Consider the following 19,788-nt stretch of genomic DNA (forward strand, 5'->3'; position numbering starts at 1 on the left):
CTCTGCAAGCAGGAGCCGGGCGCAAGGCTGCTCTCATGCGAGCAGCGCTACCCGCTCAGCTCGGGTGCCGGCCGCCGAGCGCGCGGGTGATCCGCTCCGCGTGCTCCACCAGGACGTCGACCCACTCCACGCACTTCTCGTAGGGCATCCGCAGCGTCGGCCCGTGCACCATCACCGCGCCGAGGAGGTCGGCGGCCGAATCGAACACCGGCGCCGCCAGGCCCGAGGCCCCGTCGACGCGTTCGCCCACCGTGATCGCGTACCCCTCGGCCGCCGTCTGCCTGATCAGCCGGTGCAGCTCGTCCCGATCGGTCACCGTGCTCTCCGTCAGCCTGGGCAGCTCGGCGTCGAGCACGCGCTCGGCCAGGCCCGGGTTCCAGGCGAGCAGCACCCGGCCGGAAGAGCCGACCGTGATCGGCGCGATGTCGCCCACCGACATCGTCCTGCGCAGCGCGTGGTGGGTCTCGGCGACGGCCACGCACACCCGGTGCTCGCCTTCGACGCGGAAGAAGCACGCCGTCTCGCCGGTCGCGTCGCGCAGGTCCTTCAGCACGGGGTTGACCACGCCCAGCACGTCGAGGTCCTTGCCCGCGGCAGCGCCCCAGTAGGCCATCTGCACGCCGAGCCGGAACCGGTCGTCGGCGCGGTCCAGGAACCCGTGTGCGACCAGGTTCGTCACGAGCCGCTGCACGGTGGACTGCGGAAGCCCGGTCGCCTGCTGGATCTCCCGCAACGTCAGCGACGGCTGCCGCAGCGTGAACGCGTTCAGGATCTCCGCGATCTTGCCGAGCACGAGCAGCGGACGCTGCGCCCCACCTGCGGAATCTCCACCGGTTGCCATGCCCAGAACTTACGGCAAACCACGAGCGCCACCGGCACCCGCACCGGCGGCACGCCCGGCTGAACCGGCCGATGACCAGAACTCCTTGCCGCTCAAGCGTTCTCGCGGCCCGCCCGGCCGCCCGCGACGGGTCGCCGTCGCGGCGCCGGAGCGGGCGCACCGCAGGATCAGACGGTCCGGTACGGGTAGCGCGTGGACCGGCGGCCGATGAAGAACCAGAGGAGGCTGCCCAGGAACGGCGCCATGAACACGAGCACGATCCAGACCAGCTTCATCCCGAGGCCCTGGTGCGACGCGAGGATGCTGATCACCGCCCCGACGACCAGGACGACGTACCCGAGCACCGCGAGCGTGGCGACGATCAACCCGACCGAGTACAGGCCGCTGTCGGCGACGAGGGCGGCCTGCTGAACGACTGAGAGCATGACGTGACTTCTCCTGTCCGCGCCCGTAGCGCGTGTCTTCTCAGGTCGCGACCCTGCACTGCTCGCGACCGGTCAACACGGACGAACGTATTCGGCAGGCGCGTAATACCGCGTCATCCCCGGCACTGGTCTTCCGGTAGTCCGCAGGTCGTAGTCCGCGTCAATCCCCAGTCGTAGGAACCGCTTCCGCCGCAGGTTCAGCTCGCCTTCGGCGAGCCCACCTCGAACTCAGCGCCGAACGGGTCCGTGATCCTGGCCAGCCGGCCGTAGATCATGTCGAAGGGCTCGCCCGCGGTGCCGCCTGCCTCGACGGCCCGCCGCGCCGCCGCGTCGGCGTCCGCCACCTGGAACAGGGTCGCCCAGCGGGACTTCCCGGCGTTCGGGTCGCCGAAGATGCCGCCGATCTCGTGGCCATCCGGCCTGCGCAGGAACGTGAAGTCGGCGCCCGGCATGTCCGGGTTGCCGTCCAGCACGTAGTCGAAGGTCGCCGCGTAGAAGTCTCGCGCGGGCCCCGGCTGCGCGGTGACCAGGTCGTTGCGCAGCAAGGAATTCGGCTCGTTGACGATCTCGCAACCGAGGTGCGCGCCGGCCTGCCACACCCCGAACTGCGCGCCGGTGGTGTCCCTGATGATCGCCATCCGGCCCTTGTCCATCACGTCCATCGGGCCCGCCAGGACCGAGCCGCCCGCATTGACCGCCTTGGCGACCGTGGCGTCGCAGTCATCGGTCGCGAAGTACATGTTCCACCAGAACTCCGCGGCGTCGGGATCCGGGTTCGGCATGAGCGCCGCGACGGGCTTGCCGCGCAGCAGGCACATGGTGTACCGGCCGGTCTCCTCCGGGCCCACCTCGAACTCCCAGCCGAACAGCGCCCCGTAGAACGCCATCGCCCGATCGAGGTCCGGGATGCCGAGGTCGATCCAGGTCGGCGTGCCCGCCGGCTGGGCGGTGGTCAGCTCGCTCATCACTGCTCCCCTGTCGTGTCGGTGTGGAGCGACGGTAACGACGGGGTCCGACAGCCGCACGTCGATCGGCCTCCGGTCTCCCGCCGAAACGCCTTGCGGACGAACCAAAACGGGGACGACTGCCCGCCTTCCAGCGAACTTGCGACCATCGGTGCCGCAGATCGAACCGTGCGGCTGTGGAGCGCGGCGGCGGCCAGGTGCATCACGGCCTTGCGCACCGATTCCGCGTTGAACGAGATCGCGTGGTTCCCGGACGCACCGCGCATCGCTGTCACGAGCCCTGTCGGTCTGTACGTCTTCCAACTCGCCGTCTGATGCGCGCGCCGCGCCAGAACTCCCGGCTCGGCGTCTTACCGGCAGGCGTCGATCAGCCGTGCCAGCAGGCCGTGCGGGTCTCGGAGGACTCGGATCCCGTCCAGGACCACCTTCTTCGTTCCACTGTCCACCTCGGGTGTCGTGGCAGCCCATTCCGGTGTCGTGAAGTTCAACTCCACCGCCAGACCCGTTTCGCGATGGCGGAGTCGCCGTTCGTGCACCACGCCCCACTGCTTCGCGCGCAGCGGCGGCAGTTCCAGCGTTGCCGGGAAACCGTCAGTGCTCTCGAGATAGTCCGAGACCTTCGATGTCACCACGACGATGTCGACGTCCGACTCCGCAGTCGCAGCACCGGGTTCTCGCGCATACGAGCCCACTAGGGCGACCGCCTGGACATCGATCCGCCCGTCAGCCCAGGCCCGCAGTTCCGCCGTCACCTCCTCGACCTGGGCGCTCCGGTCGGCGCTGCCGTCGTCCATGGCACCTCCCATGAGATCCGATGCGGCACCCATTCCGGCCACTGCGCAGCCTATGCGGAAAGCAAACCGCCCGAACCCGGTTCTCCACTCACCGTCAACCGGGATCCCGGTTGAGGCGGCCAGGGGCCTTCCCACCGCCGCGAAACCGCCGTCGCGGAACGGCACTACCGTGGACCGGAAGGAGGCCGCCGCTGCCTGACCCTCGGCGCCGACCTCGGGGTTCGTCCGGTTCCGGGGTGCCGGAGCAAAACCGTAAACATCCCGTAAGCCGTCCCCGCGAAGCTTTCAGCACACGACGACGGCCGGACGGCCCACCCGAAGGGAACGCAAGCGATGCGCAAGTTCAAGCTCCAGGTCCAGACCACCATCGACGGCTACATGTCGGGCCCGAACGGCGAGATGGACTGGATGACGCTGCCGTGGAGCGAGGACCTCGCCTCCTACATCGAGGCGCTCAACGAGCCGATCGGCACGATCGTGCTGGGCCGCAAGCTCGCCGAGGGCTTCATCCCGCACTGGGCCTCGCAGCCGGCGGACGAGGCGCAGGAGGGCATCGACCGGATCAACAACACGCCGAAGGTCGTCATCTCCACCACGCTGACCGAATCGCCGTGGGAGAACACCGTCGTCGCGAGCGATCTCGTCGAGACGATCCGCGAGCTCAAGGCGCAGCCGGGCGGCGACATCATCGCCTACGGCGGTGGCGCGCTCGTCGCGAGCCTGATCGCCGAGGGCCTGCTCGACGAACTGCACCTGATCGTCAACCCGACCGCGATCGGCGCCGGCCTGCCGGTCTTCGGCGCCACCGGCTCGAACCAGCAGTTCGACCTCGTCGCCGCGACGCCGTTCGAGTGCGGGATCGTCGCACTGCAGTACGCGCCGAAGAAGTCCTGAGCGATGGCCCGGATGCCGGGCTCAGACGGGATCCAGCACGTCGGCGTTGCCGGCGGCGACCATGAGCGCGCGGGCCTGATCGGTGGTCAGGCCGCGGCCTTCCGCGTGGGCGGCGTCGAACGCGGCGCCGCCCATCGCGGTGCGCGCGATGTCGGCGACGCGGTCGATATCGGGTCGTTCGGCGGGCAGCAGCGGCATCCCGGTGACATCGCGGAGGGCCTCGGCGGCGCCGAGCAGCCGGGCGGCGGTGTCGTGCTCGCCGAGTGCCGCCGCGGCTGCGGCTGAGCCGCCGAGTGCGAACGCGGCGTCGCGCGGGGCCTCGATGCGCTGGGCTCCGTCGAAGGCACGAAGGTGTTCGGCCATGGCGGCGGCCGCTTCACCTCGTTGTTCGAGGACGTAGCCGAGTTCGACCTGGAGCATCGGCAGGAACAGCGGCGTTTCCGGGCCGTCGGCGTTGAGCGCGAGCAGTTCGCGGAGGTGCCGTTCGGCGTCGTCGGGCCTGCCGTCGCGGCGCGCGGTGAACGCGAGCACGATCGTTGCGAACAACCGGCCGGGGTCGTGGCCGTGGTCGGCGGACAGCACCAGCACCTGTCCGGCGAAGTCGCGGGCCCGGTCGAACTCGGCGTGCTGCATCGCGATCCAGCCGAGCCAGCCGAGGTGGGAGGTCACCTGGCCCCACATCTCCAGCTCCTGCGCCAACACCAGCGCCTCGCGGTGGATCTCGGCGGCGCCGGCGAGATCACCGGTCAGCTCGGCCAGGCCACCGAGCCATTCGGCGGCCTGCAGCCGGCCCCAGCGATCGCCCAGCTCGGCGAACGAGCGAGCCGCCTCCTGCGCGTGCCGCGCCAATGCGTCCACATCGGCGCGGCTGTGCGCCGATTTCGCCAGCGCCAGCTGGATGGTCGCCACACCCCAGCGATCGCCCAGCTCGCGACACGTCGAAAGCGTCTGCTGCACGGTCGTTTCCAGGTCCTGCTCGTCGCCCGAGTCCAATGCGGACAGGGTGAGGATCACCTCGGCGCGGGCGCGCGCGGGCGGATCGTTAAGCGCGGACAGCGCCGCCGAAACCTCGTGCCGGCGCGACGCGGCATCGTTGAAATCGCCCTGCTGGAAGGCGAATGTGAGGCGCCACGCCAACACCGGTGCCCGGTGCCGCGCGCTGCCGCCCAGTTCGAGCGCGGCATCGACCCAGCGGCGCGCCAGGCCGGACCGACCGCGCAGCAGCCAGTACCAGGCGAGCGCGTGCACCAGCCGGAGCGCCGAGTCGGCGTCGGCGTCCCGCACGAAACCGTCCAGCGCCGCACGCAGATTCGCGTCCTCGGCGTCTAGACGGCGCAGCCAGCGCTGCTGATCGGCGCCGTGCAGCTCGGGTTCCGCGCGCTCGGCCAGCGCCAGGTAGTACGCATGATGTGCGTGCCGCGCCGTCACGTCTTCGCCTGCCTCCGCCAAGCGGTCGAGGCTGAACGCTGTCACCGATTCCAGCAGCCGGTAGCGCCGCCCGCTCTGCTGCACCAGCGACCGATCCACCAGCCGCGCGACGACATCGGCGACCGCCGCGGCGTCGAGGCGGCCGTCCTCCCCGACGGATGCCGTTGCGGCGCAGACGGTTTCGGCGGCTTCGAGGGTGCATCCGCCCGGGTGGATCGCGAGGCGACGGAGCACCGCGCGTTCGGTGTCGTCGAGCAGTCCCCAGCTCCAGTCGATCATCGCCGTGAGCGTTTGCTGCCGCGGCGGGGCGCCGCGGTGACCGGTGGCGAGCAGCCGGAACCGGTCGTCCAGCCGGGAGACCATCTCGTGCACGTCGAGCGCGCGAACCCGGGTCGCGGCCAGTTCCAGCGCCAGCGGAATCCCGTCGAGCCGCCGGCACAGGGTCGCGACCGCATCGGCGTTGTCGGCGTCCAGCGCGAAGCCGCGGGCGCTCGCGCGGGCGCGGTTCACGAAGAGCCGGACCGCGTGCGACTGCGCGAGATCGTTGAACGAGGTGTCCGCGGCGGGCACGGACAGCGGTTGCAGCGGCACGATGTCCTCGCCAGGCAGGCGCAGCGGTTCGCGGCTGGTCGCCAGGACGTGCAGGTTCGGCGCCGCGCCCAGCAGGTGCTCGGTCAGGTCCGCGGCGTGGTCGACGACGTGCTCGCAGTTGTCCAGCACCAGCAGCAGGTGCTTGTCGGCCAGCGCTTCGCCCAGTGCTTCGACGGCGTCGGCGGGCCCGTCCTCCGCGGCGCGGATACCGATGACCTGCGCGACCTCTTCCGCGAGCCAGCCGGCCTCGTCGGTCGCGGTCGGCTGCAGCGGCGCCAGCTCGACCAGCCACGTGCCGTCCGGGAACCGGTCGGCCGCGCTCGCCGCCGCGGCCAGCGCGAGCCGGGTCTTGCCGACGCCGCCCGGCCCGGTGAGGCTGACCAGCCGCGATTCGATGATCGCGCGGCCCAGCTCGCCGAGATCGGTGTCGCGGCCGATCAGCTCGGTGCGCTGCGCCGGGATGTTGCTGGTGCGCCGGCGAACCACCTGTTGCGGTCGCGGCGCGGCGAGGGCGGGATCCTGCGCGAGCAGCGACCGTTGCAGCTCGACCAGCTCCGGGCTCGGGTCCACGCCCAGTTCGTCGGCCAGCCGCCTGCGCAGATCCTCGTAGCCGTCGAGGGCCTCGGCCTGGCGTCCGGCCCCGTAGAGCGCCCGCAGCTGGGCTGCGCGCAGGCGTTCGCGCAGGGGGTGTGCGGCGACGAACGTCGTGAGATCTCCCGCCACCTCGCGGTATTCGCCCAACGACAGCCGCGCCTCGGCGAGTTCTTCGACGGCCACCAGGCGCAGTTCTTCGAGCTGTGCGATGGCCGCCTGCGTGAAGGCCGCGTCGCGGAAGTCGGCGAAGGCTGGCCCCCGCCACAGGCCGACCGCCTCCGCGAGCACCCGGACCCGGGTCGCGGTGTCGGAGGTTTCGCGGGCGTCGGCCAGCAGCGCGCGGAAGCGCAGGGCGTCGACGTCGGCGGTGGCCAGGCGGTAGCCGGGCGGCGGCGACACCACCAGATCCCGGCCGCCGGGCTCGGCGTCCTCCAGCGCGCGCCGCAGCTGCGAGGCCTTGGCCGCCAGCGTGCCCGCGGGATTGCCCGGTGAATCCTCGGCCCAGATGTCGTCCACCAGCCGGTCCGCGGACACCGGCTGGCCGGCGTCGACGAGCAGATCAGCCAGCAGGGCACGCACCTTCGCACCCGGCACGGGCACGACGGCGCCGCTGTCGGTCCACACCGTCAACGGGCCCAGCACACCGAAACGCATGAACGCAGCTTATAGAGCCTGTTTCCAGACTTGCTCTGCGTGGCGGTCCGGGTGGCGGGGCGGCGTTTTCGCGCGAAACCGTCATCGGCAGGCATGGCGGACGCCGTTTTCGCGCGAAAACGGCGCGCAACCCGACCGTCCACCGACGCGCACCTGGGCCGGAAGGCGACCGTAAACAATCCGGAAGGTGCCGCGCGCACTGTGGTGACAACAAAGCGAACACCGCAAAACAGGAGATCACCATGAAGCGCATCGCCCTCGCCCTCACCGCCGGAATCGCAGCCACCGCGCTGCTCACCGGGTGCGGCGCCGCCGATGCCCCGGCCCAACCGGCCGCCACTGCGACTCCGGGCGCGTACGCCGATGTCAACGGCCTGCACATGTACTACGAGCGGTACGGCACCCCGACCGACCAGCCGCCGCTGGTGCTGTTGCACGGCGCCCTGTCCGGCATCAGCACCGACTTCGGGCAGCTGATCCCGGAGCTCGCCAAGACCCGCGAGGTCATCGCCGTGGAACAGCAGGCCCACGGCCGGACCGCCGACATCGACCGCCCGCTCCGCACGTCGCAGATGGCCGAGGACACCGTCGCGCTGCTGCGGCAGATCGGCGTCCAGCGCGCCGACGTCCTCGGCTACAGCATGGGCGCCGGGGTGGCGCTGGAGATCACGCTGAAGCACCCGGACCTGGTGCGCAAGCAGGTGCTGCTCTCCGGTGGCCTGGGCGTCGACGGCATGCACCCGGGCGTGCTGGACGGGATCGCGGAACTGCGCCCGGAACACCTGCACGGATCGCCGTTCCACGCCGACTACCTGAAGAACGCGCCGCGCCCGGAGGACTTCCCGCAGCTGGTCTCCCGGGTCATCGAGTACGACATGAACCCGGCCCCGTCGGTGTCGCCGGACGCCGCCCGCACGGTCAAGGCCCCGACGCTGACGGTGATCGGCGACTCCGACATCGTCCGGCCCGAGCACGCCGTCGAGATGTTCCGGCTCTTCGGCGGCGGCGTCATGGGCGACACCCCCGAAGGCCTGCCGAACGCACAGCTGGCGATCCTGCCCGGCACCTCGCACGTCACCGCGCCGCACCGCCCCGAGCTGCTGCTGCCGATGATCCCGGCCTTCCTCGACGCGCCCGTCAAGGAAACCCGATGACGGGCTGGCTGCGGATCGCGATGATCACCGGATCCACCCGGGCGGGCCGCTTCGGCCCGCTCGTGGCCGACTGGTTCGGCGGCCGCATCGGCCGCCGCCGCGACCTGGAGCTGGACCGCATCGACCTCGCGACCGCCGGCCTCCCCGACCAGCTGACCGAGCCCGGCGAAGAGGTTCCCGCTCCCGTCCGGGAGCTGGGGGCCCGGCTGGCGGCCGCGGACGCGTTCGTCGTGGTCACCCCGGAGTACAACCAGAGCTTCCCGGCCGCGGTGAAGAACGCGATCGACTGGTTCGACGCCGAATGGGCCGCCAAGCCGGTCTCGATCGTCGCCTACTGCCGCGACGCCGAAGGCGGCCAGGCCGCCGCGCAGCTGCGGCAGGTGTTCGGCGAGCTGAACGCGGTCCCGATCCGCCGCACCATGACCATCCGCAACGCCTGGCAGCGCTTCGGCGCCGACGGCAGCTGGCCGCGCCGCGATCCCGAGCTCGAGGAATCCGTCAACGCGGTGCTCGACCAGCTCACCTGGTGGGCGAACGCCCTGCGCGTCGCCCGAACCGCGAGCCCCTTCGTCCAGTAGCACCTTCCAGCCATTCGCATCCAGACCTTGGGAGAACATCATGAGGAAGTTGATCGAGTCGACGTTCGTGACCCTCGACGGGACCATCTCGGCGCCGGAGCAGTGGGGCCCGCCGTACTGGGATTCCGAGCACTCCGCCCACGCCCACAAGCTGCTGTTCGGCGCCGACGCACTGCTGCTGGGCCGCGAGACCTACGAGTCGTTCGCGCAAACCTGGCCGGCTATGGACGACGAGTACGGCAAGCGGATCAACGGCATGCCCAAGTACGTCGCCTCCCGCACGCTGCAGAACTCCGAAACCACCTGGAACGCCACCATCCTGGGCGGCGACGTGGCCGCGGAGGTGGCGGAGCTGAAGCAGCAGCCGGGCCAGGACATCCTGAAGTTCGGCACGGGCGTGCTGGACCACACGCTGCTGGAGCACGGGCTGGTCGACGAGCTCCACCTGTGGCTGTTCCCCGTCATCGCCGGTAGCGGGCAGCGGATCCTGGACGGCCTCGTGACCACCCACCTGACGCTGGCCGAGACCACGACATTCAGCAGCGGCATCGTGGTGGCCGTCTACGAACCGAAGTCGGGCGCGATGTGAAAGCGCCACCACCCCAACGGATGTGGGTGCCTTCCGCGGCGGGCACCCACATCCGTTCCTCGTCTCGTGCCGTGCCCACGTGGCGCGCCGATTTCGCGCGAAATCAGCGCCTTGCGTGAGGGTGAGGTGGCGATTTCGCGCGAAATCGCCAACGCCGCCGGGCTCCTTCGGGAGGAGCTTGCCCGCAGTCGTCGGCGAAACGAGCCCAAGGGGCCGTTCGCATCGTCCAGACCGCCCGCACCCAACACCTTTTGCCGACGCCGTCGACGAAGGCGCGTCAGTGGTGGCCGTGCCGGCCGAGGGTCTCCACGGGGGTCGCGCCGGGGCGGGTCCACTGCGGCACGGGGCGGCTGGTCGGGCCCCAGGTGGCGTTCCCGTCGGCGTCCGTGCGCCAGTACCAGCAGATCGGCGAACCATGCCCGCCGACCGGCGAGCCGGCCTGAGGGGCCTCGGGCCATCCCTCCGGATTGTCCTCCCACGCCTCGCGGCGGCCGTAGGGCGTCATGTCGAGCAGGCCGAGGGACCCGTTGACCGGCTCGTTGCCGCGGCTCGTCGTGGAGTAGGTGAGGAACACGCGGTCGCCGTCGCGCAGGAAGCAGGTGATGTAACCCATGTCGCCGCCGACCGGCTCGTCCACGCCACGCACCGAGTACCAGGGCTCGGTGTAGCCCATGAACTCGACGTAGGGGGCCACTTCGTCCCACCGGCCCGTGGTCAGGATGGCGAACGAGACGCCGCGGGCGTTGAGGTAGACGGCGTCCTTCAGGTGCCAGGCCGTGGTGGTGCAGCCCTCGCACTGCCCCTGGTGCGGCGCGCCGTCGTGCCACATGTGCTTGTAGACCACGAGCTCGTCGCGGCCCTGGAACAGGTCTAGGAACGGGATCGGGCCGTCGGGCCCGACGACCTCGACCGTCCCGTCGAACTCCACCATCGGCAGCCGGCGGCGGGCCGCAGCGATGGCGTCGCCCTCGCGGGTGTGGGCCTTCTCGCGGACCAGGAGCTCGTCCCGGGCGGCCTGCCAGGTGGCCAGGTCGACGACGGGCGGGCGGCCGGGCAGCTCGGTGGTCGGGTCAGGCGTGGTCGTCATGGTGTCCTCCGTGGTGTCTCGTTCCGGGCTGCGTCGTCCGAAGACACCAGAACAGACCCGAGACCCGGCCGGAACTCATCGCGCCCGGACCACGCAGGGGTGACAAGTTCGCGGACGCGCTCTAAGGGAAGACGATCCGCCCGAGCGTCTCCCGCAGCTGGGCGACGACCTCGGCGGGCAGGTCTCCGAAGTACGCGCTGTGCGCCTGGTCCACCAGCTCCTGCGCCTCGTCGCGCACCCGGTGCCCTTCCTCGGTGGCGGCGATCAGCCTGTTGCGGCGGTCCGCCGGGTCTGGCGTGCGCGCGACCAGACCGCGCTCCTCCAGCTCGTCGATCAGCCCGACGATCTGGCTGGGGTCAAGCCCCATCGTCGCCGCGACGCTGCGCTGGTTGACGCCCGCCGAGTCTTCGCAGGCAAGCACGAGCACCGAGTAGGAACGCACCTTCAGGCCGAGCGGGACCAGCGCCTTGTTCACCGCGCCGAGCACCATTCCCCCCGCCCGGGAGAGCAGGAACCCGATGTCGTCGGCCAGCAACCGCGGCTGGGTCTCTGCCATGCGCCCTCCTCCGTGTAGCGCCGCAAGAGTAGCAGATCTCAATCATTGACTTTTTCAATGATGGATGTTTGCCTGTGATCCACCCGACAGGAGGAGTACCGATGGATCTGAGCGGCAAGGTCGCCATCGTCACCGGCAGCGGGCGGGGACTCGGACTCGCATACGCCGAAGAACTCGCCCGCAACGGCGCCGCGGTGGTGATCAACGACGTCGACGAGTCCGCCGCGCACGCGGCCGTCGCCGAGATCGTCGCGGCAGGCGGCCGGGCCACCGCCGTCGTCGCCCCGGTCGGCACCGCCGAAACGGCCCGGAAGCTGGTGGCCGGCGCGGTCGAGGCGTTCGGCCGACTGGACGTCCTGGTCACCAACGCCGGCATCCTGCGCGACAAGGTGCTGTGGAAGATGACCGACGAGGACTTCGACGCGGTGCTCGACGTGCACCTGCGCGGCACCTTCACCTGCGTGCGTGAGGCCGTGCTGCGCTTCCGCGAGCAGGGCGGGGGCGGTCGGATCATCTGCATCGGCTCCCCCGCCGGTCAGCGGGGCAACTTCGGCCAGACCAACTACTCGGCGGCCAAGGCCGGCATCGTCGGCATGGTCCGCACCTGGGCCCTGGAACTGCAGCGCGCCGGCATCACCGTCAACGCCGTCTGCCCGGTCGCGGCGACCGCGATGACCGAGACGATCCCGTTCCTCGCGCCGCACATCGAGTCGATGAAGCGCGGCGAGCCGCTGCCCGCGGTCATCCGCCGCGAGGTCGGCATGGGCACTCCCGAGGACGCCGCCGGGATCGTCGCCTTCCTCGCCTCCGATGCCGCCGCCGGGATCACCGGCCAGGCGCTGTCGGTCGGCGGGGACCGGCTGGCGCTGTGGTCGCACCCGCAGCTGACCGCCACCGCCTGCCACGACGGCGGGTGGTCCGCCGACGACATCGCCGGGTCGTGGGACGAGGCGTTCGCGGGCTCGGTCGAGTCGGTCGGCGAGGAGTTCCCGGCGGAGCTGGTGGCGAAATGAGCCCGGCCCGCTACGAGTGCGGCGTCGACTTCGACGCGATCGAGGCCATCGACATCCACACCCACGTCGAGATCGACGCCTGCGGGCATCGATCGCTGGACGACGAGCTGATGGCCGCCTCCGAGAAGTACTTCAAGTCCGGCGAGGAACGCACTCCCCGCATCGAATCCATCGCCGCGCACTACCGCGAGCGCAACATGGCCGCCGTGGTGTTCACCGTCGACGCCACCTCGGCCACCGGGCACGGGCCGAACTCCGTCGAGGAGATCGCGGAGCTGGCCGCCGCCCACAACGACGTGCTGATCCCCTTCGGCTCGGTCGATCCGTGGCGTGGCAAGGAGGCCGTCGACCGGGCCCGCGCGCTGGTCGAGCACTACGGCGTGCGGGGCTTCAAGTTCCACCCGAGCCTGCAGGGCTTCGAGCCCGACGACTGGCGGTTCTACCCGCTGTACGAGGCCATCGCGGCGGCCGGCGTGCCCGCGCTGTTCCACACTGGACAGACCGGCATCGGCGCCGGGCTGCCGGGAGGGCGCGGCATCAAGCTCCGCCGCTCCGACCCGATGCTCCTCGACGACGTCGCCGCCGACTTCCCGGACCTGACGATCGTCATGGCCCACCCGGCGGTGCCGTGGGTCGACGCGCAGATCTCCATCGCCACCCACAAGGCCAACGTCTACCTCGACCTGTCCGGCTGGTCCCCGAAGTACTTCCCGCCCCAGCTCGTCAGGGCGGCGAACTCCGTGCTGCGCGAGAAGGTGCTCTTCGGCTCCGACTTCCCGGTGATCCAGGTCGACCGCTGGCGCAAGGACTTCGCCGCCCTCGACATCAAGCCCGAAGTGGCGCCGCTGATCTTCAAGGAGAACGCCCTGCGCGTCCTGGGCATCAAGCGCTGACCGGCCGCACCACACCGACAGGAGAACCATGTCCACCACTCGCGTCGCGACGCTCGCAGACCTCAAGCCCCTGGCGGGCAAGCCGCTGGGCACCAGCTCGTGGATCGAGGTGCCGCAGGAGCGGATCAGCACCTTCGCCGACGCCACCGACGACCACCAGTGGATCCACGTCGACCCCGAGCGCGCCCGGGCGGAAAGCCCGTTCGGCGGGCCGATCGCGCACGGCTACCTGACGCTGGCGCTGATCATCCCCATGTGGGCCGAGGTGCTCGCGGTCGACAGCGTGACCATGGCCGTGAACTACGGGCTGAACAAGGTCCGGTTCACCAGCCCCGTGCCCGCCGGCGGCCGGGTGCGGCTGAACGCCGCGCTGAAGAAGGTCGAGGACCTGCCGAAGGGCGGAGTGCAGCTGACCGTCGACGGCAAGATCGAGCTCGAAGGCGCCGAGCGGCCCGCCGTGGTGGCCGAGCCGGTGTACCGCTTCTTCGAATAGCAGCCCCGCACCACTGAGGTTTTTCCAGCCTCGTTTTGCGTGGCTGTGCGGGTAGCGGAACCTCAGAGGCTCCCTGGTCTGTGGATGCCCCTCCTGATGTATGTCCAATACACGGCGTCAGGGCCGTCCTCGCCAGGAAGCCCCTGAGAACCCGCGGCGGTGCCGGTGTCGTAGGTGGGCTATGCGCCTGCGGCGCATGCGGCACCCCATCGACGTGTGGCTTTGCGACCCGCGCCTGCGGGCCGACCAGGATGAAAAACCCTCAATGGAACATCCCCGAGGAATACGGAGAGAACCGTGCCATTCACACAACGGCGCATCGCGAAGGCGGCTGTCGCGACCTCGTTGGCGGCGCTGGCCTTCACCGCGTGCATCAGCGCCGGCAGCGCGTCGCCGAAGGAGGATTCGCCGTCGGCCAGGCCCGGGCCGGACGGAACCACCTTCTGGGACGTCTACGAGCAGCCCCCGGAAACGGCGAAGCCCGGCGACATCTACTGGCTCCAGCCGCGCTCCGACGCGCCGAGCGGGGCCCGGGGCTGGAACGTCGTCTACGTCTCGGAGATCCAGCCCGGCGTCAAGAAGTACGTGTCCGGCGAGGTCTACGTGCCGACGGGCGCGAGCAACGCCCCGCGCGACATGGTGCTCTGGAACCACGAGACGACCGGGTTGGCCGACAACTGCGCACCGTCCCGCCGGAGCCTGGGCGAGGGCGACCGGTCCCGAGTCCCGGCGATCAGGGACCTGCTCGGCCAAGGCCACGTCGTCGCGATGAGCGACTACCCCGGGCAGGCGCTGCCCGGCCCCTCGCACTACATGGCGGGCCAAGTCAACGCGCGGGCCTCCCTGGACGTGCTGCGCGCGGTGCGGAACCTCCCCGAGCTCAACGCCTCCAACCGGTTCGTCGAATACGGCTGGTCGCAGGGCGGCCAGACGACCATGCACGTCGAATCGATCGCGCGGACCTACGCCCCGGAGTTCGAAGGCCTGGGCGCCGCGCTCATCGCGCCCGCCGTCCGGATCCGCGAGCTGACCGGCAATTCGATGCAGCACCCGGAACTGGCCGGCTACGTCATCTCGACGCTGCCCGGGATCAAGGCCACCTACCCGCACCTGCGCTACGGCGACTTCCTCACCGCCGAGGCCATGGAGCAGCTACCGGTGCTCGCCGACGGCTGCTTCGACATCTGGGACAGCGCGAGCACCTTGCGCGACCCGTACCAGCCGGGCGCGATGTCCCCCGACGGCCCCTGGTGGAAGGCGCTCACCGCGGTGGACGACTTCCGTCCCGCGGGCACGATGCCGTTCGCCGTCTACCAGGGATCGGCCGACACGACGACGCCTGCCGAGCTGACCGCCCGCGAGCGCGCGGCCCTGTGCCGGGCGGGGTCCTCGGTGGACTACCACGAATTCCCCGGTCTCGACCACGAATCCGTCGTCCCGGAGGCAGCCGCGATGTTCCCAGGCTGGGCCGCGGACCGGTTCGCCGGCGAGGCGGCACCGACCAACTGCCCCCAGGGCTGATCCGTCGACGCGAAGGAGACCCACCCGCATGCGCAACGAAGGCACCGGCACCTGGCCGCACCGCCGCGCCCGCCTCTCCTCCGACAAGACCGCGATCACCTTCCGCGGGCGCGCCACGACCTACCGCGAACTCGACGACCGCGTCACCCGCCTGGCGCACGCGCTGCGCTCGCTCGGAGTCGGCCGCGGGGACCGGGTCGCGCTGTTGAGCACGAACCACCCCGCCTACCTCGAGACGCTGTTCGCCGCGGGCCTGCTCAGGGCGATCTTCGTGCCGCTCAACGCCCGGCTGACCGCGCCCGAAGTGGACTACGCGATGCGGGATTCGGGCGCCACCGTGCTCGTCCACTCCCGGGAACTCGGCGAGATGGCGCGGTCGGCCGCCGGCGAGGCGACCCGGGTCGTGCTCGACGCCCCGGACCCGGACGCCCCCGGGTACGAGGAGCTGATCGCGTCGGCCGATCAGTCCCGCATCGACGAGCCGGTCTCCCACGACGACCCGTGCTTCATCATGTACACCTCCGGCACCACCGGCCGCCCGAAGGGCGTGGTCCTCACCCACGGCAACATCGTGTTCTCCGTGATGAACGCCGTCATCGACCTCGACCTGGACAGCCACGAGGCGGCGCTGGTGTGCGCGCCGCTGTTCCACACTGCCGCCCTGGACTTCGTGGCGCTGCCGACCCTGCTCAAGGGCGGCAATGTGGTCGTCGAAGAGGGCTTCGAGCCGGGCCGGATCCTCCAGGTGCTCGAACGCGAGTGCATCACCTACACCTTCGGCGTGCCGACCATGTTCGACGCGCTCAGCGCCCACCCGGCCTGGGAGACGACGGACCTGAGCGCGATCCGGCGGGTGGTCGTCGCCGCGGCCCCCGTCCCGCCGCGCACCCTGCGCACCTACACCGAGCGCGGGATCAAGATCTGCCAGGGCTACGGCCTGACCGAGACCGGCCCGGGCGCGCTGATCCTCACCCCGGACGACGTGGAGCGGAAGCTCGGCACGGCGGGCGTGCCGCACTTCTTCACCGACGTCCGGATCGTCGACGCCGACGGCCGCGAGGCGGCGCCCGGCGAGCGCGGCGAGATCCAGATCTGCGGCCCGAACGTCATGCGCGAGTACTGGAACCGGCCGGACGCCACCGCCGACACCTTCGCCGACGGGCGGTGGCTGCGCTCCGGCGACGTCGGGGTCGCGGACGCCCACGGGTTCGTCGCCGTCGTGGACCGCCTCAAGGACCTGATCATCTCCGGCGGCGAGAACATCTACCCGGCCGAGGTCGAGGCGGCGATCCTCGAAATGCCGGGAGTAACCGGCTGCGCGGTCTTCGGCGTGCCACACGAGAAGTGGGGCGAGGTGGGCTGCGCCGCCGTCGCGCTGGAGGACGGCCACGAGCTCGACCACACCCAGCTCGCCGAGTTCCTCGCGCCCCGCCTGGCCAAGTACAAGATCCCGCGGTCGCTCGTCGTGGTCGACGAGATCCCCCGCAACGCCACCGGGAAGATCCGCAAGGACCTCCTCCGGCGCCAGTTCGCCTGAATCCCCGGAGCCTCCGCGCGAACTGGGCGATCGCGTCCTGACAGCGGCGAGTCCCGGTTCTCCCATTCCTCCGCACCTCACCGAAGGAGTCCCATGAGTGCCTCTGCTGCGGCCGAGCAGCTCTCGGCGCCCGAACGCGCGACGGAGGCGCGCCGGGTCGTGCTGTCCAGCTACCTCGGCAGCACCCTGGAGTACTACGACTTCCTGCTCTACGGCACTGCCGCGTCGCTCGTGTTCGGGCCGGTGTTCTTCGCCGGTCTCCCGCCCGCCGTCGGCACGATCGCGTCGCTCGGCACGTTCGCGGCCGGCTACCTGGCCCGCCCCCTCGGTGGTGTCCTCTTCGGACACTTCGGCGACCGGGCCGGGCGCAAGGCGATGCTCGTCCTGGCCATGACCGTCATGGGCGTGGCGTCGGTCCTCATCGGACTCGTTCCGCCCGCGTCGGTCATCGGTCCGTGGGGCGCGGTCGTCCTCGTCGCCCTGCGGGTGCTCCAGGGCATCGCCATCGGGGGCGAATGGGGCGGGGCCGCGCTGATGGCGCTCGAACACGCCGAACCGAACCGCCGGGGCTACATGGCCGCGTTCACCAACGCCGGTGCCCCGACCGGAGCCGTGCTCGGCACGCTCGTGATGACGCTGTTCGCGCTGCTGCCCGAAGACGAGTTCATGCAGTGGGGCTGGCGAATCCCGTTCCTGCTCTCGGCCGTCATGCTCGCGATCGGCCTCTTCGTGCGCGCCAAGGTCTCGGAAAGCCCGATCTTCCGGGCGGCTGCCGAACAGGCCGAGAACGAGCCCGGCGCCCCGCCGATCATCGAGGTGCTGCGGCGGCCCAGGGCCGTGGTGGTGGCGACGTTCGCATGCCTGGCCGGATTCGCCCTGCAGACCGCGTTCACCACCTTCGGCATCACCTACGCCGTCGAACACGGCACGTCAAGACCGGATGCCCTGCTCGCGTTCGCGATCGGCCAGTTCTTCGCAATCTTCTTCACCCTCGGCTACGCCCGGCTGTCCGACCGGCTCGGCCGGCGCCCGGTGATGCTCTTCGGACTAGCGGCGATGATCGTCCTGGTGTTCCCGATCCTCGGCCTGCTCGCGACGGGGAACTTCGCGACCGTCACCGCCGCGTTCACGCTGTACACGTTCTGCCACGGCGCCATGTACGGGCCGATGGCGGCGTACATCTCCGAGCAGTTCAGCACCCGAACCCGCTACACGGGCGCCTCGCTGGGCTACCAGCTGGCAACCCTGCTCGGCGGCGGCTTCACACCGGTCATCCTGGCGACCCTGGCCGCATCGTCGGGCAACGCGATCGTCCCGGTGGGCGGGTTCCTGATCGCGCTCGCCGTCCTCAGCGGCGCAGTCCTCCTCGCCACCCGCGAAACCAAGAACAACGACCTGACCACAATCCACTGACGCCAGCAGCGGACCGCCCGAGATCACAGCGAACCAGTGCCCGCCCGGCACGTCCGGACGGGCACTGGTGTCATCGGCCCGAGCTGTCACAGCGGGTTCATTCGCGCTCCGCACCCGCTGGCCACACGACGGTGACCGGGATTCCGCGTTCACGCGCGGCCTGCACGACATCACCCGTACCCCCGTAACCACCCGATGGCCGGCCGTCCCAGACGGCGAGCATCGCGTCAACGCTGCCGAGGACGTGCTCGCTGGCGGCCATGTAGGCGTCGCGGTTGGATTCGTCGAACGGCATGGTGCGAACCTGCGACGCCTTGCCGATCAGCTCGTCGAACTCGGCGGCGTTGTCCGGCTTCACCTTGCGCTCGCGGTAGTCGGCGGCGGGAAGCACGACTTCGAAGGACCCGCCCACGTCGAGCACTGCTCGCGCGAAGATCTGGTCGGCGCCGCGGGCAAGGCAGGTAACCCCGGCGAGTCCTTCGCGGTAGACGGACAGCGCAGCCGCCAAAGCCTCCCGGACGAGGGGAACACTCGCGGCTGGGAGGTTCGAGTGCCCGGTGATTCCGATATGCGGCAACTCAGGCCCTTTCGTCGCTCCTGGTCAGGCTGCAATGAGGTCGCGAACCGCGTCGCGCGTACCGCGCACCGCCGCGAACGTCGAGAACGGCTGCGATTCACGCCAGAAGTCTCGCAGCTTCTCCCCGACGCGACCGGCCACCCACCGCTTGGCGATGGGCAGGGCTTCGTCGACAAGCTCGCACGCTCGGTCGGGTTCCGCTGTGACGAGGTAGGCGCGGGCGAGTCCGATCAAGTCGAATGCTCGGTTCCTGACGCATGATGGATCGCGCAGCTCCAGGGCACGGCTGATGTACTGCTGAGCATGCCGCGCTTCCATCGGTTCCTGACGCGCGACAGCGAGATCGCGCCACCGCGCACCAAGCACCCCGTAGAGTTCTGCCTGATCGAGGCCCTGCACCTGATGATCGGTTTCATCGTCGATGGACTCGGCGAAGTGGTCTTCGGCGAGCCCGGCAGCCCGACGAAACTGCTGCGCTGCCCCGGTTTGGGCATAGGACCACGCTTCACGAGTGGCCAACAGGGCACGCAGGATCGGGCGCGCGGACTTCCTGGTGCCGTACTGGGCGAGCTGGACGAGTTCGAGGCCATCATCGGGCTGCCCCAGGTCGAAGCACTGGCGCGCGAACGCAGCAAGGGTGACCGCGGCGAAGTTGTCGTCGCCGCCGATCTTGGCGAACTGCACGGACAGCGTGTAGTAGCGCTGCGCGGCGCGGTGCAGACCGGAGTCCCACGACATCGACGCGGCGATCTCGGCCAGCTCGGCGCCCGCGAGGAATCCCTCACGTGTCGCGGCACAGTCGGACGCGTCCTTGAGTCGGTCGCTGACGTCGTTGAGCAGCGCGATGACGGCTTTGCGGGCGAGTAGTCCGGTCGGTGCGTTGTTCCAGCCCTGGAGTTGTCCGGTGATTTCCCTCCAGCCGTCTAGTAGTGCTTTGTTAACTCGTGTTGTTGAAGGGGTGCTTGCAGATGTGGCATGCGCCGGCCATGACGACGAGGAGTCGTTGCAGTTCGCGGAGAACGGCGTAGATGGTCAGGCCGGCGCATCCGCTTTTGGGTCCAGGCGGAGCAGGGTGCAGAAGGCTTGAGCGAGGACGGTGAGGGTGACGTGTCGGTGCCAGCCGGTGTAGGAGCGTCCTTCGAAGTGATCCAGGCCGAGGGCGTGTTTGAGTTCGCGGTAGTCGTGTTCGAT

At 70.4% G+C, this 19,788-nt stretch carries 19 protein-coding genes and 1 pseudogene; 10 read left to right on the forward strand and 10 right to left on the reverse strand.

The window, feature by feature from the left end; genetic code table 11:
- Window positions 1-55 precede the first annotated feature (55 nt).
- The 4 genes from E1288_RS29175 to E1288_RS29190 form a co-directional block, all read right to left on the reverse strand.
- Window positions 56-841, reverse strand: coding sequence for an IclR family transcriptional regulator (locus tag E1288_RS29175; RefSeq protein ID WP_132490580.1), 786 nt, complete (start codon window positions 839-841; stop codon window positions 56-58).
- A gap of 167 nt (window positions 842-1,008) precedes the next feature.
- On the reverse strand, window positions 1,009-1,266 hold the full coding sequence (locus E1288_RS29180; RefSeq protein WP_132490582.1) for a PLD nuclease N-terminal domain-containing protein: 258 nt from the start codon (window positions 1,264-1,266) through the stop codon (window positions 1,009-1,011).
- Between the two features lie 197 nt (window positions 1,267-1,463).
- Entirely contained in the window at window positions 1,464-2,231 is a 768-nt protein-coding gene (locus E1288_RS29185; protein ID WP_132490584.1) for a VOC family protein, read from the reverse strand.
- A gap of 350 nt (window positions 2,232-2,581) precedes the next feature.
- Window positions 2,582-3,025 (reverse strand): nucleotidyltransferase domain-containing protein, encoded by a 444-nt coding sequence (locus tag E1288_RS29190; RefSeq protein ID WP_165968299.1) that lies wholly within the window; start codon window positions 3,023-3,025, stop codon window positions 2,582-2,584.
- A gap of 333 nt (window positions 3,026-3,358) precedes the next feature.
- Between E1288_RS29190 and E1288_RS29195 the strand changes: the two genes are divergently transcribed.
- Complete coding sequence (locus tag E1288_RS29195) at window positions 3,359-3,919, forward strand: dihydrofolate reductase family protein (protein ID WP_132490588.1); 561 nt, start codon at window positions 3,359-3,361, stop codon at window positions 3,917-3,919.
- Window positions 3,920-3,940: 21 nt separating this feature from the next.
- Here E1288_RS29195 and E1288_RS29200 read toward each other — a convergent pair whose 3' ends face one another.
- Window positions 3,941-7,186, reverse strand: coding sequence for a BTAD domain-containing putative transcriptional regulator (locus E1288_RS29200; protein ID WP_132490591.1), 3,246 nt, complete (start codon window positions 7,184-7,186; stop codon window positions 3,941-3,943).
- A gap of 242 nt (window positions 7,187-7,428) precedes the next feature.
- Between E1288_RS29200 and E1288_RS29205 the strand changes: the two genes are divergently transcribed.
- From E1288_RS29205 to E1288_RS29215, 3 genes are read left to right on the forward strand one after another with little or no spacing between them, the layout of a single operon-like run.
- Entirely contained in the window at window positions 7,429-8,340 is a 912-nt protein-coding gene (locus tag E1288_RS29205) for an alpha/beta fold hydrolase (protein ID WP_132490594.1), read from the forward strand.
- The gene (locus tag E1288_RS29210) at window positions 8,337-8,918 is read left to right on the forward strand and encodes an NADPH-dependent FMN reductase (RefSeq protein WP_132490597.1); all 582 of its coding nucleotides are present in this window, start codon (window positions 8,337-8,339) and stop codon (window positions 8,916-8,918) included. The genes E1288_RS29205 and E1288_RS29210 overlap by 4 nt, the downstream gene beginning before the upstream one ends.
- A gap of 40 nt (window positions 8,919-8,958) precedes the next feature.
- Complete coding sequence (locus tag E1288_RS29215) at window positions 8,959-9,507, forward strand: dihydrofolate reductase family protein (protein ID WP_132490600.1); 549 nt, start codon at window positions 8,959-8,961, stop codon at window positions 9,505-9,507.
- Between the two features lie 277 nt (window positions 9,508-9,784).
- Here the strand turns inward: E1288_RS29215 and E1288_RS29220 are convergent, their stop codons facing one another.
- Window positions 9,785-10,594, reverse strand: a complete 810-nt coding sequence (locus tag E1288_RS29220; protein ID WP_132490603.1) for a DUF899 domain-containing protein — start codon at window positions 10,592-10,594, stop codon at window positions 9,785-9,787.
- Window positions 10,595-10,715: 121 nt separating this feature from the next.
- Window positions 10,716-11,150, reverse strand: coding sequence for a MarR family winged helix-turn-helix transcriptional regulator (locus tag E1288_RS29225; protein ID WP_132490606.1), 435 nt, complete (start codon window positions 11,148-11,150; stop codon window positions 10,716-10,718).
- Between the two features lie 101 nt (window positions 11,151-11,251).
- On the opposite strand from E1288_RS29225, the gene couN reads away from it, so the two are divergent.
- The 6 genes from couN (at window position 11,252) to E1288_RS29255 (ending at window position 18,020) form a co-directional block, all read left to right on the forward strand.
- Window positions 11,252-12,163, forward strand: coding sequence for a 4-hydroxyphenyl-beta-hydroxyacyl-CoA dehydrogenase (gene couN / locus E1288_RS29230; protein WP_132490609.1), 912 nt, complete (start codon window positions 11,252-11,254; stop codon window positions 12,161-12,163).
- A complete protein-coding gene (gene couO / locus E1288_RS29235) occupies window positions 12,160-13,056 on the forward strand; it encodes a 4-hydroxyphenyl-beta-ketoacyl-CoA hydrolase (RefSeq protein ID WP_132490611.1) in 897 nt (298 codons plus the stop codon). The genes couN and couO overlap by 4 nt, the downstream gene beginning before the upstream one ends.
- A 28-nt stretch (window positions 13,057-13,084) precedes the next feature.
- On the forward strand, window positions 13,085-13,549 hold the full coding sequence (couM, locus tag E1288_RS29240) for a p-hydroxycinnamoyl-CoA hydratase (protein ID WP_132490613.1): 465 nt from the start codon (window positions 13,085-13,087) through the stop codon (window positions 13,547-13,549).
- Between the two features lie 297 nt (window positions 13,550-13,846).
- Window positions 13,847-15,070: a lipase family protein gene (locus E1288_RS29245; protein WP_132490616.1), complete on the forward strand. Its 1,224-nt coding sequence runs from the start codon at window positions 13,847-13,849 to the stop codon at window positions 15,068-15,070.
- A gap of 28 nt (window positions 15,071-15,098) precedes the next feature.
- Window positions 15,099-16,607, forward strand: coding sequence for an acyl-CoA synthetase (locus E1288_RS29250; RefSeq protein ID WP_132490619.1), 1,509 nt, complete (start codon window positions 15,099-15,101; stop codon window positions 16,605-16,607).
- 93 nt (window positions 16,608-16,700) lie between these two features.
- Entirely contained in the window at window positions 16,701-18,020 is a 1,320-nt protein-coding gene (locus tag E1288_RS29255; protein ID WP_132490622.1) for an MFS transporter, read from the forward strand.
- Between the two features lie 97 nt (window positions 18,021-18,117).
- Here E1288_RS29255 and E1288_RS29260 read toward each other — a convergent pair whose 3' ends face one another.
- The 3 genes and pseudogenes from E1288_RS29260 to E1288_RS29270 form a co-directional block, all read right to left on the reverse strand.
- On the reverse strand, window positions 18,118-18,597 hold the full coding sequence (locus tag E1288_RS29260; RefSeq protein ID WP_132490624.1) for a hypothetical protein: 480 nt from the start codon (window positions 18,595-18,597) through the stop codon (window positions 18,118-18,120).
- Window positions 18,598-18,621: 24 nt separating this feature from the next.
- On the reverse strand, window positions 18,622-19,335 hold the full coding sequence (locus E1288_RS29265; RefSeq protein ID WP_132490627.1) for a hypothetical protein: 714 nt from the start codon (window positions 19,333-19,335) through the stop codon (window positions 18,622-18,624).
- Between the two features lie 294 nt (window positions 19,336-19,629).
- A pseudogene (locus E1288_RS29270) lies at window positions 19,630-19,788 on the reverse strand (IS701 family transposase); the annotation flags it as partial.

This window comes from Saccharopolyspora elongata, assembly GCF_004348985.1.
GTDB lineage: Bacteria > Actinomycetota > Actinomycetes > Mycobacteriales > Pseudonocardiaceae > Saccharopolyspora > Saccharopolyspora elongata.

Coding starts and splice junctions, on each gene's coding strand:
- couN (WP_132490609.1), top strand. CDS start 11,252: ATGGATCTGAGCGGCAAGGTCGCCATCGTCACCGGCAGCGGGCGGGGA.
- couO (WP_132490611.1), top strand. CDS start 12,160: ATGAGCCCGGCCCGCTACGAGTGCGGCGTCGACTTCGACGCGATCGAG.
- E1288_RS29250 (WP_132490619.1), top strand. CDS start 15,099: ATGCGCAACGAAGGCACCGGCACCTGGCCGCACCGCCGCGCCCGCCTC.
- couM (WP_132490613.1), top strand. CDS start 13,085: ATGTCCACCACTCGCGTCGCGACGCTCGCAGACCTCAAGCCCCTGGCG.
- E1288_RS29180 (WP_132490582.1), bottom strand. CDS start 1,266: ATGCTCTCAGTCGTTCAGCAGGCCGCCCTCGTCGCCGACAGCGGCCTG.
- E1288_RS29175 (WP_132490580.1), bottom strand. CDS start 841: ATGGCAACCGGTGGAGATTCCGCAGGTGGGGCGCAGCGTCCGCTGCTC.
- E1288_RS29200 (WP_132490591.1), bottom strand. CDS start 7,186: ATGCGTTTCGGTGTGCTGGGCCCGTTGACGGTGTGGACCGACAGCGGC.
- E1288_RS29205 (WP_132490594.1), top strand. CDS start 7,429: ATGAAGCGCATCGCCCTCGCCCTCACCGCCGGAATCGCAGCCACCGCG.
- E1288_RS29255 (WP_132490622.1), top strand. CDS start 16,701: ATGAGTGCCTCTGCTGCGGCCGAGCAGCTCTCGGCGCCCGAACGCGCG.
- E1288_RS29265 (WP_132490627.1), bottom strand. CDS start 19,335: ATGTCGTGGGACTCCGGTCTGCACCGCGCCGCGCAGCGCTACTACACG.
- E1288_RS29215 (WP_132490600.1), top strand. CDS start 8,959: ATGAGGAAGTTGATCGAGTCGACGTTCGTGACCCTCGACGGGACCATC.
- E1288_RS29185 (WP_132490584.1), bottom strand. CDS start 2,231: ATGAGCGAGCTGACCACCGCCCAGCCGGCGGGCACGCCGACCTGGATC.
- E1288_RS29195 (WP_132490588.1), top strand. CDS start 3,359: ATGCGCAAGTTCAAGCTCCAGGTCCAGACCACCATCGACGGCTACATG.
- E1288_RS29220 (WP_132490603.1), bottom strand. CDS start 10,594: ATGACGACCACGCCTGACCCGACCACCGAGCTGCCCGGCCGCCCGCCC.
- E1288_RS29210 (WP_132490597.1), top strand. CDS start 8,337: ATGACGGGCTGGCTGCGGATCGCGATGATCACCGGATCCACCCGGGCG.
- E1288_RS29190 (WP_165968299.1), bottom strand. CDS start 3,025: ATGGACGACGGCAGCGCCGACCGGAGCGCCCAGGTCGAGGAGGTGACG.
- E1288_RS29225 (WP_132490606.1), bottom strand. CDS start 11,150: ATGGCAGAGACCCAGCCGCGGTTGCTGGCCGACGACATCGGGTTCCTG.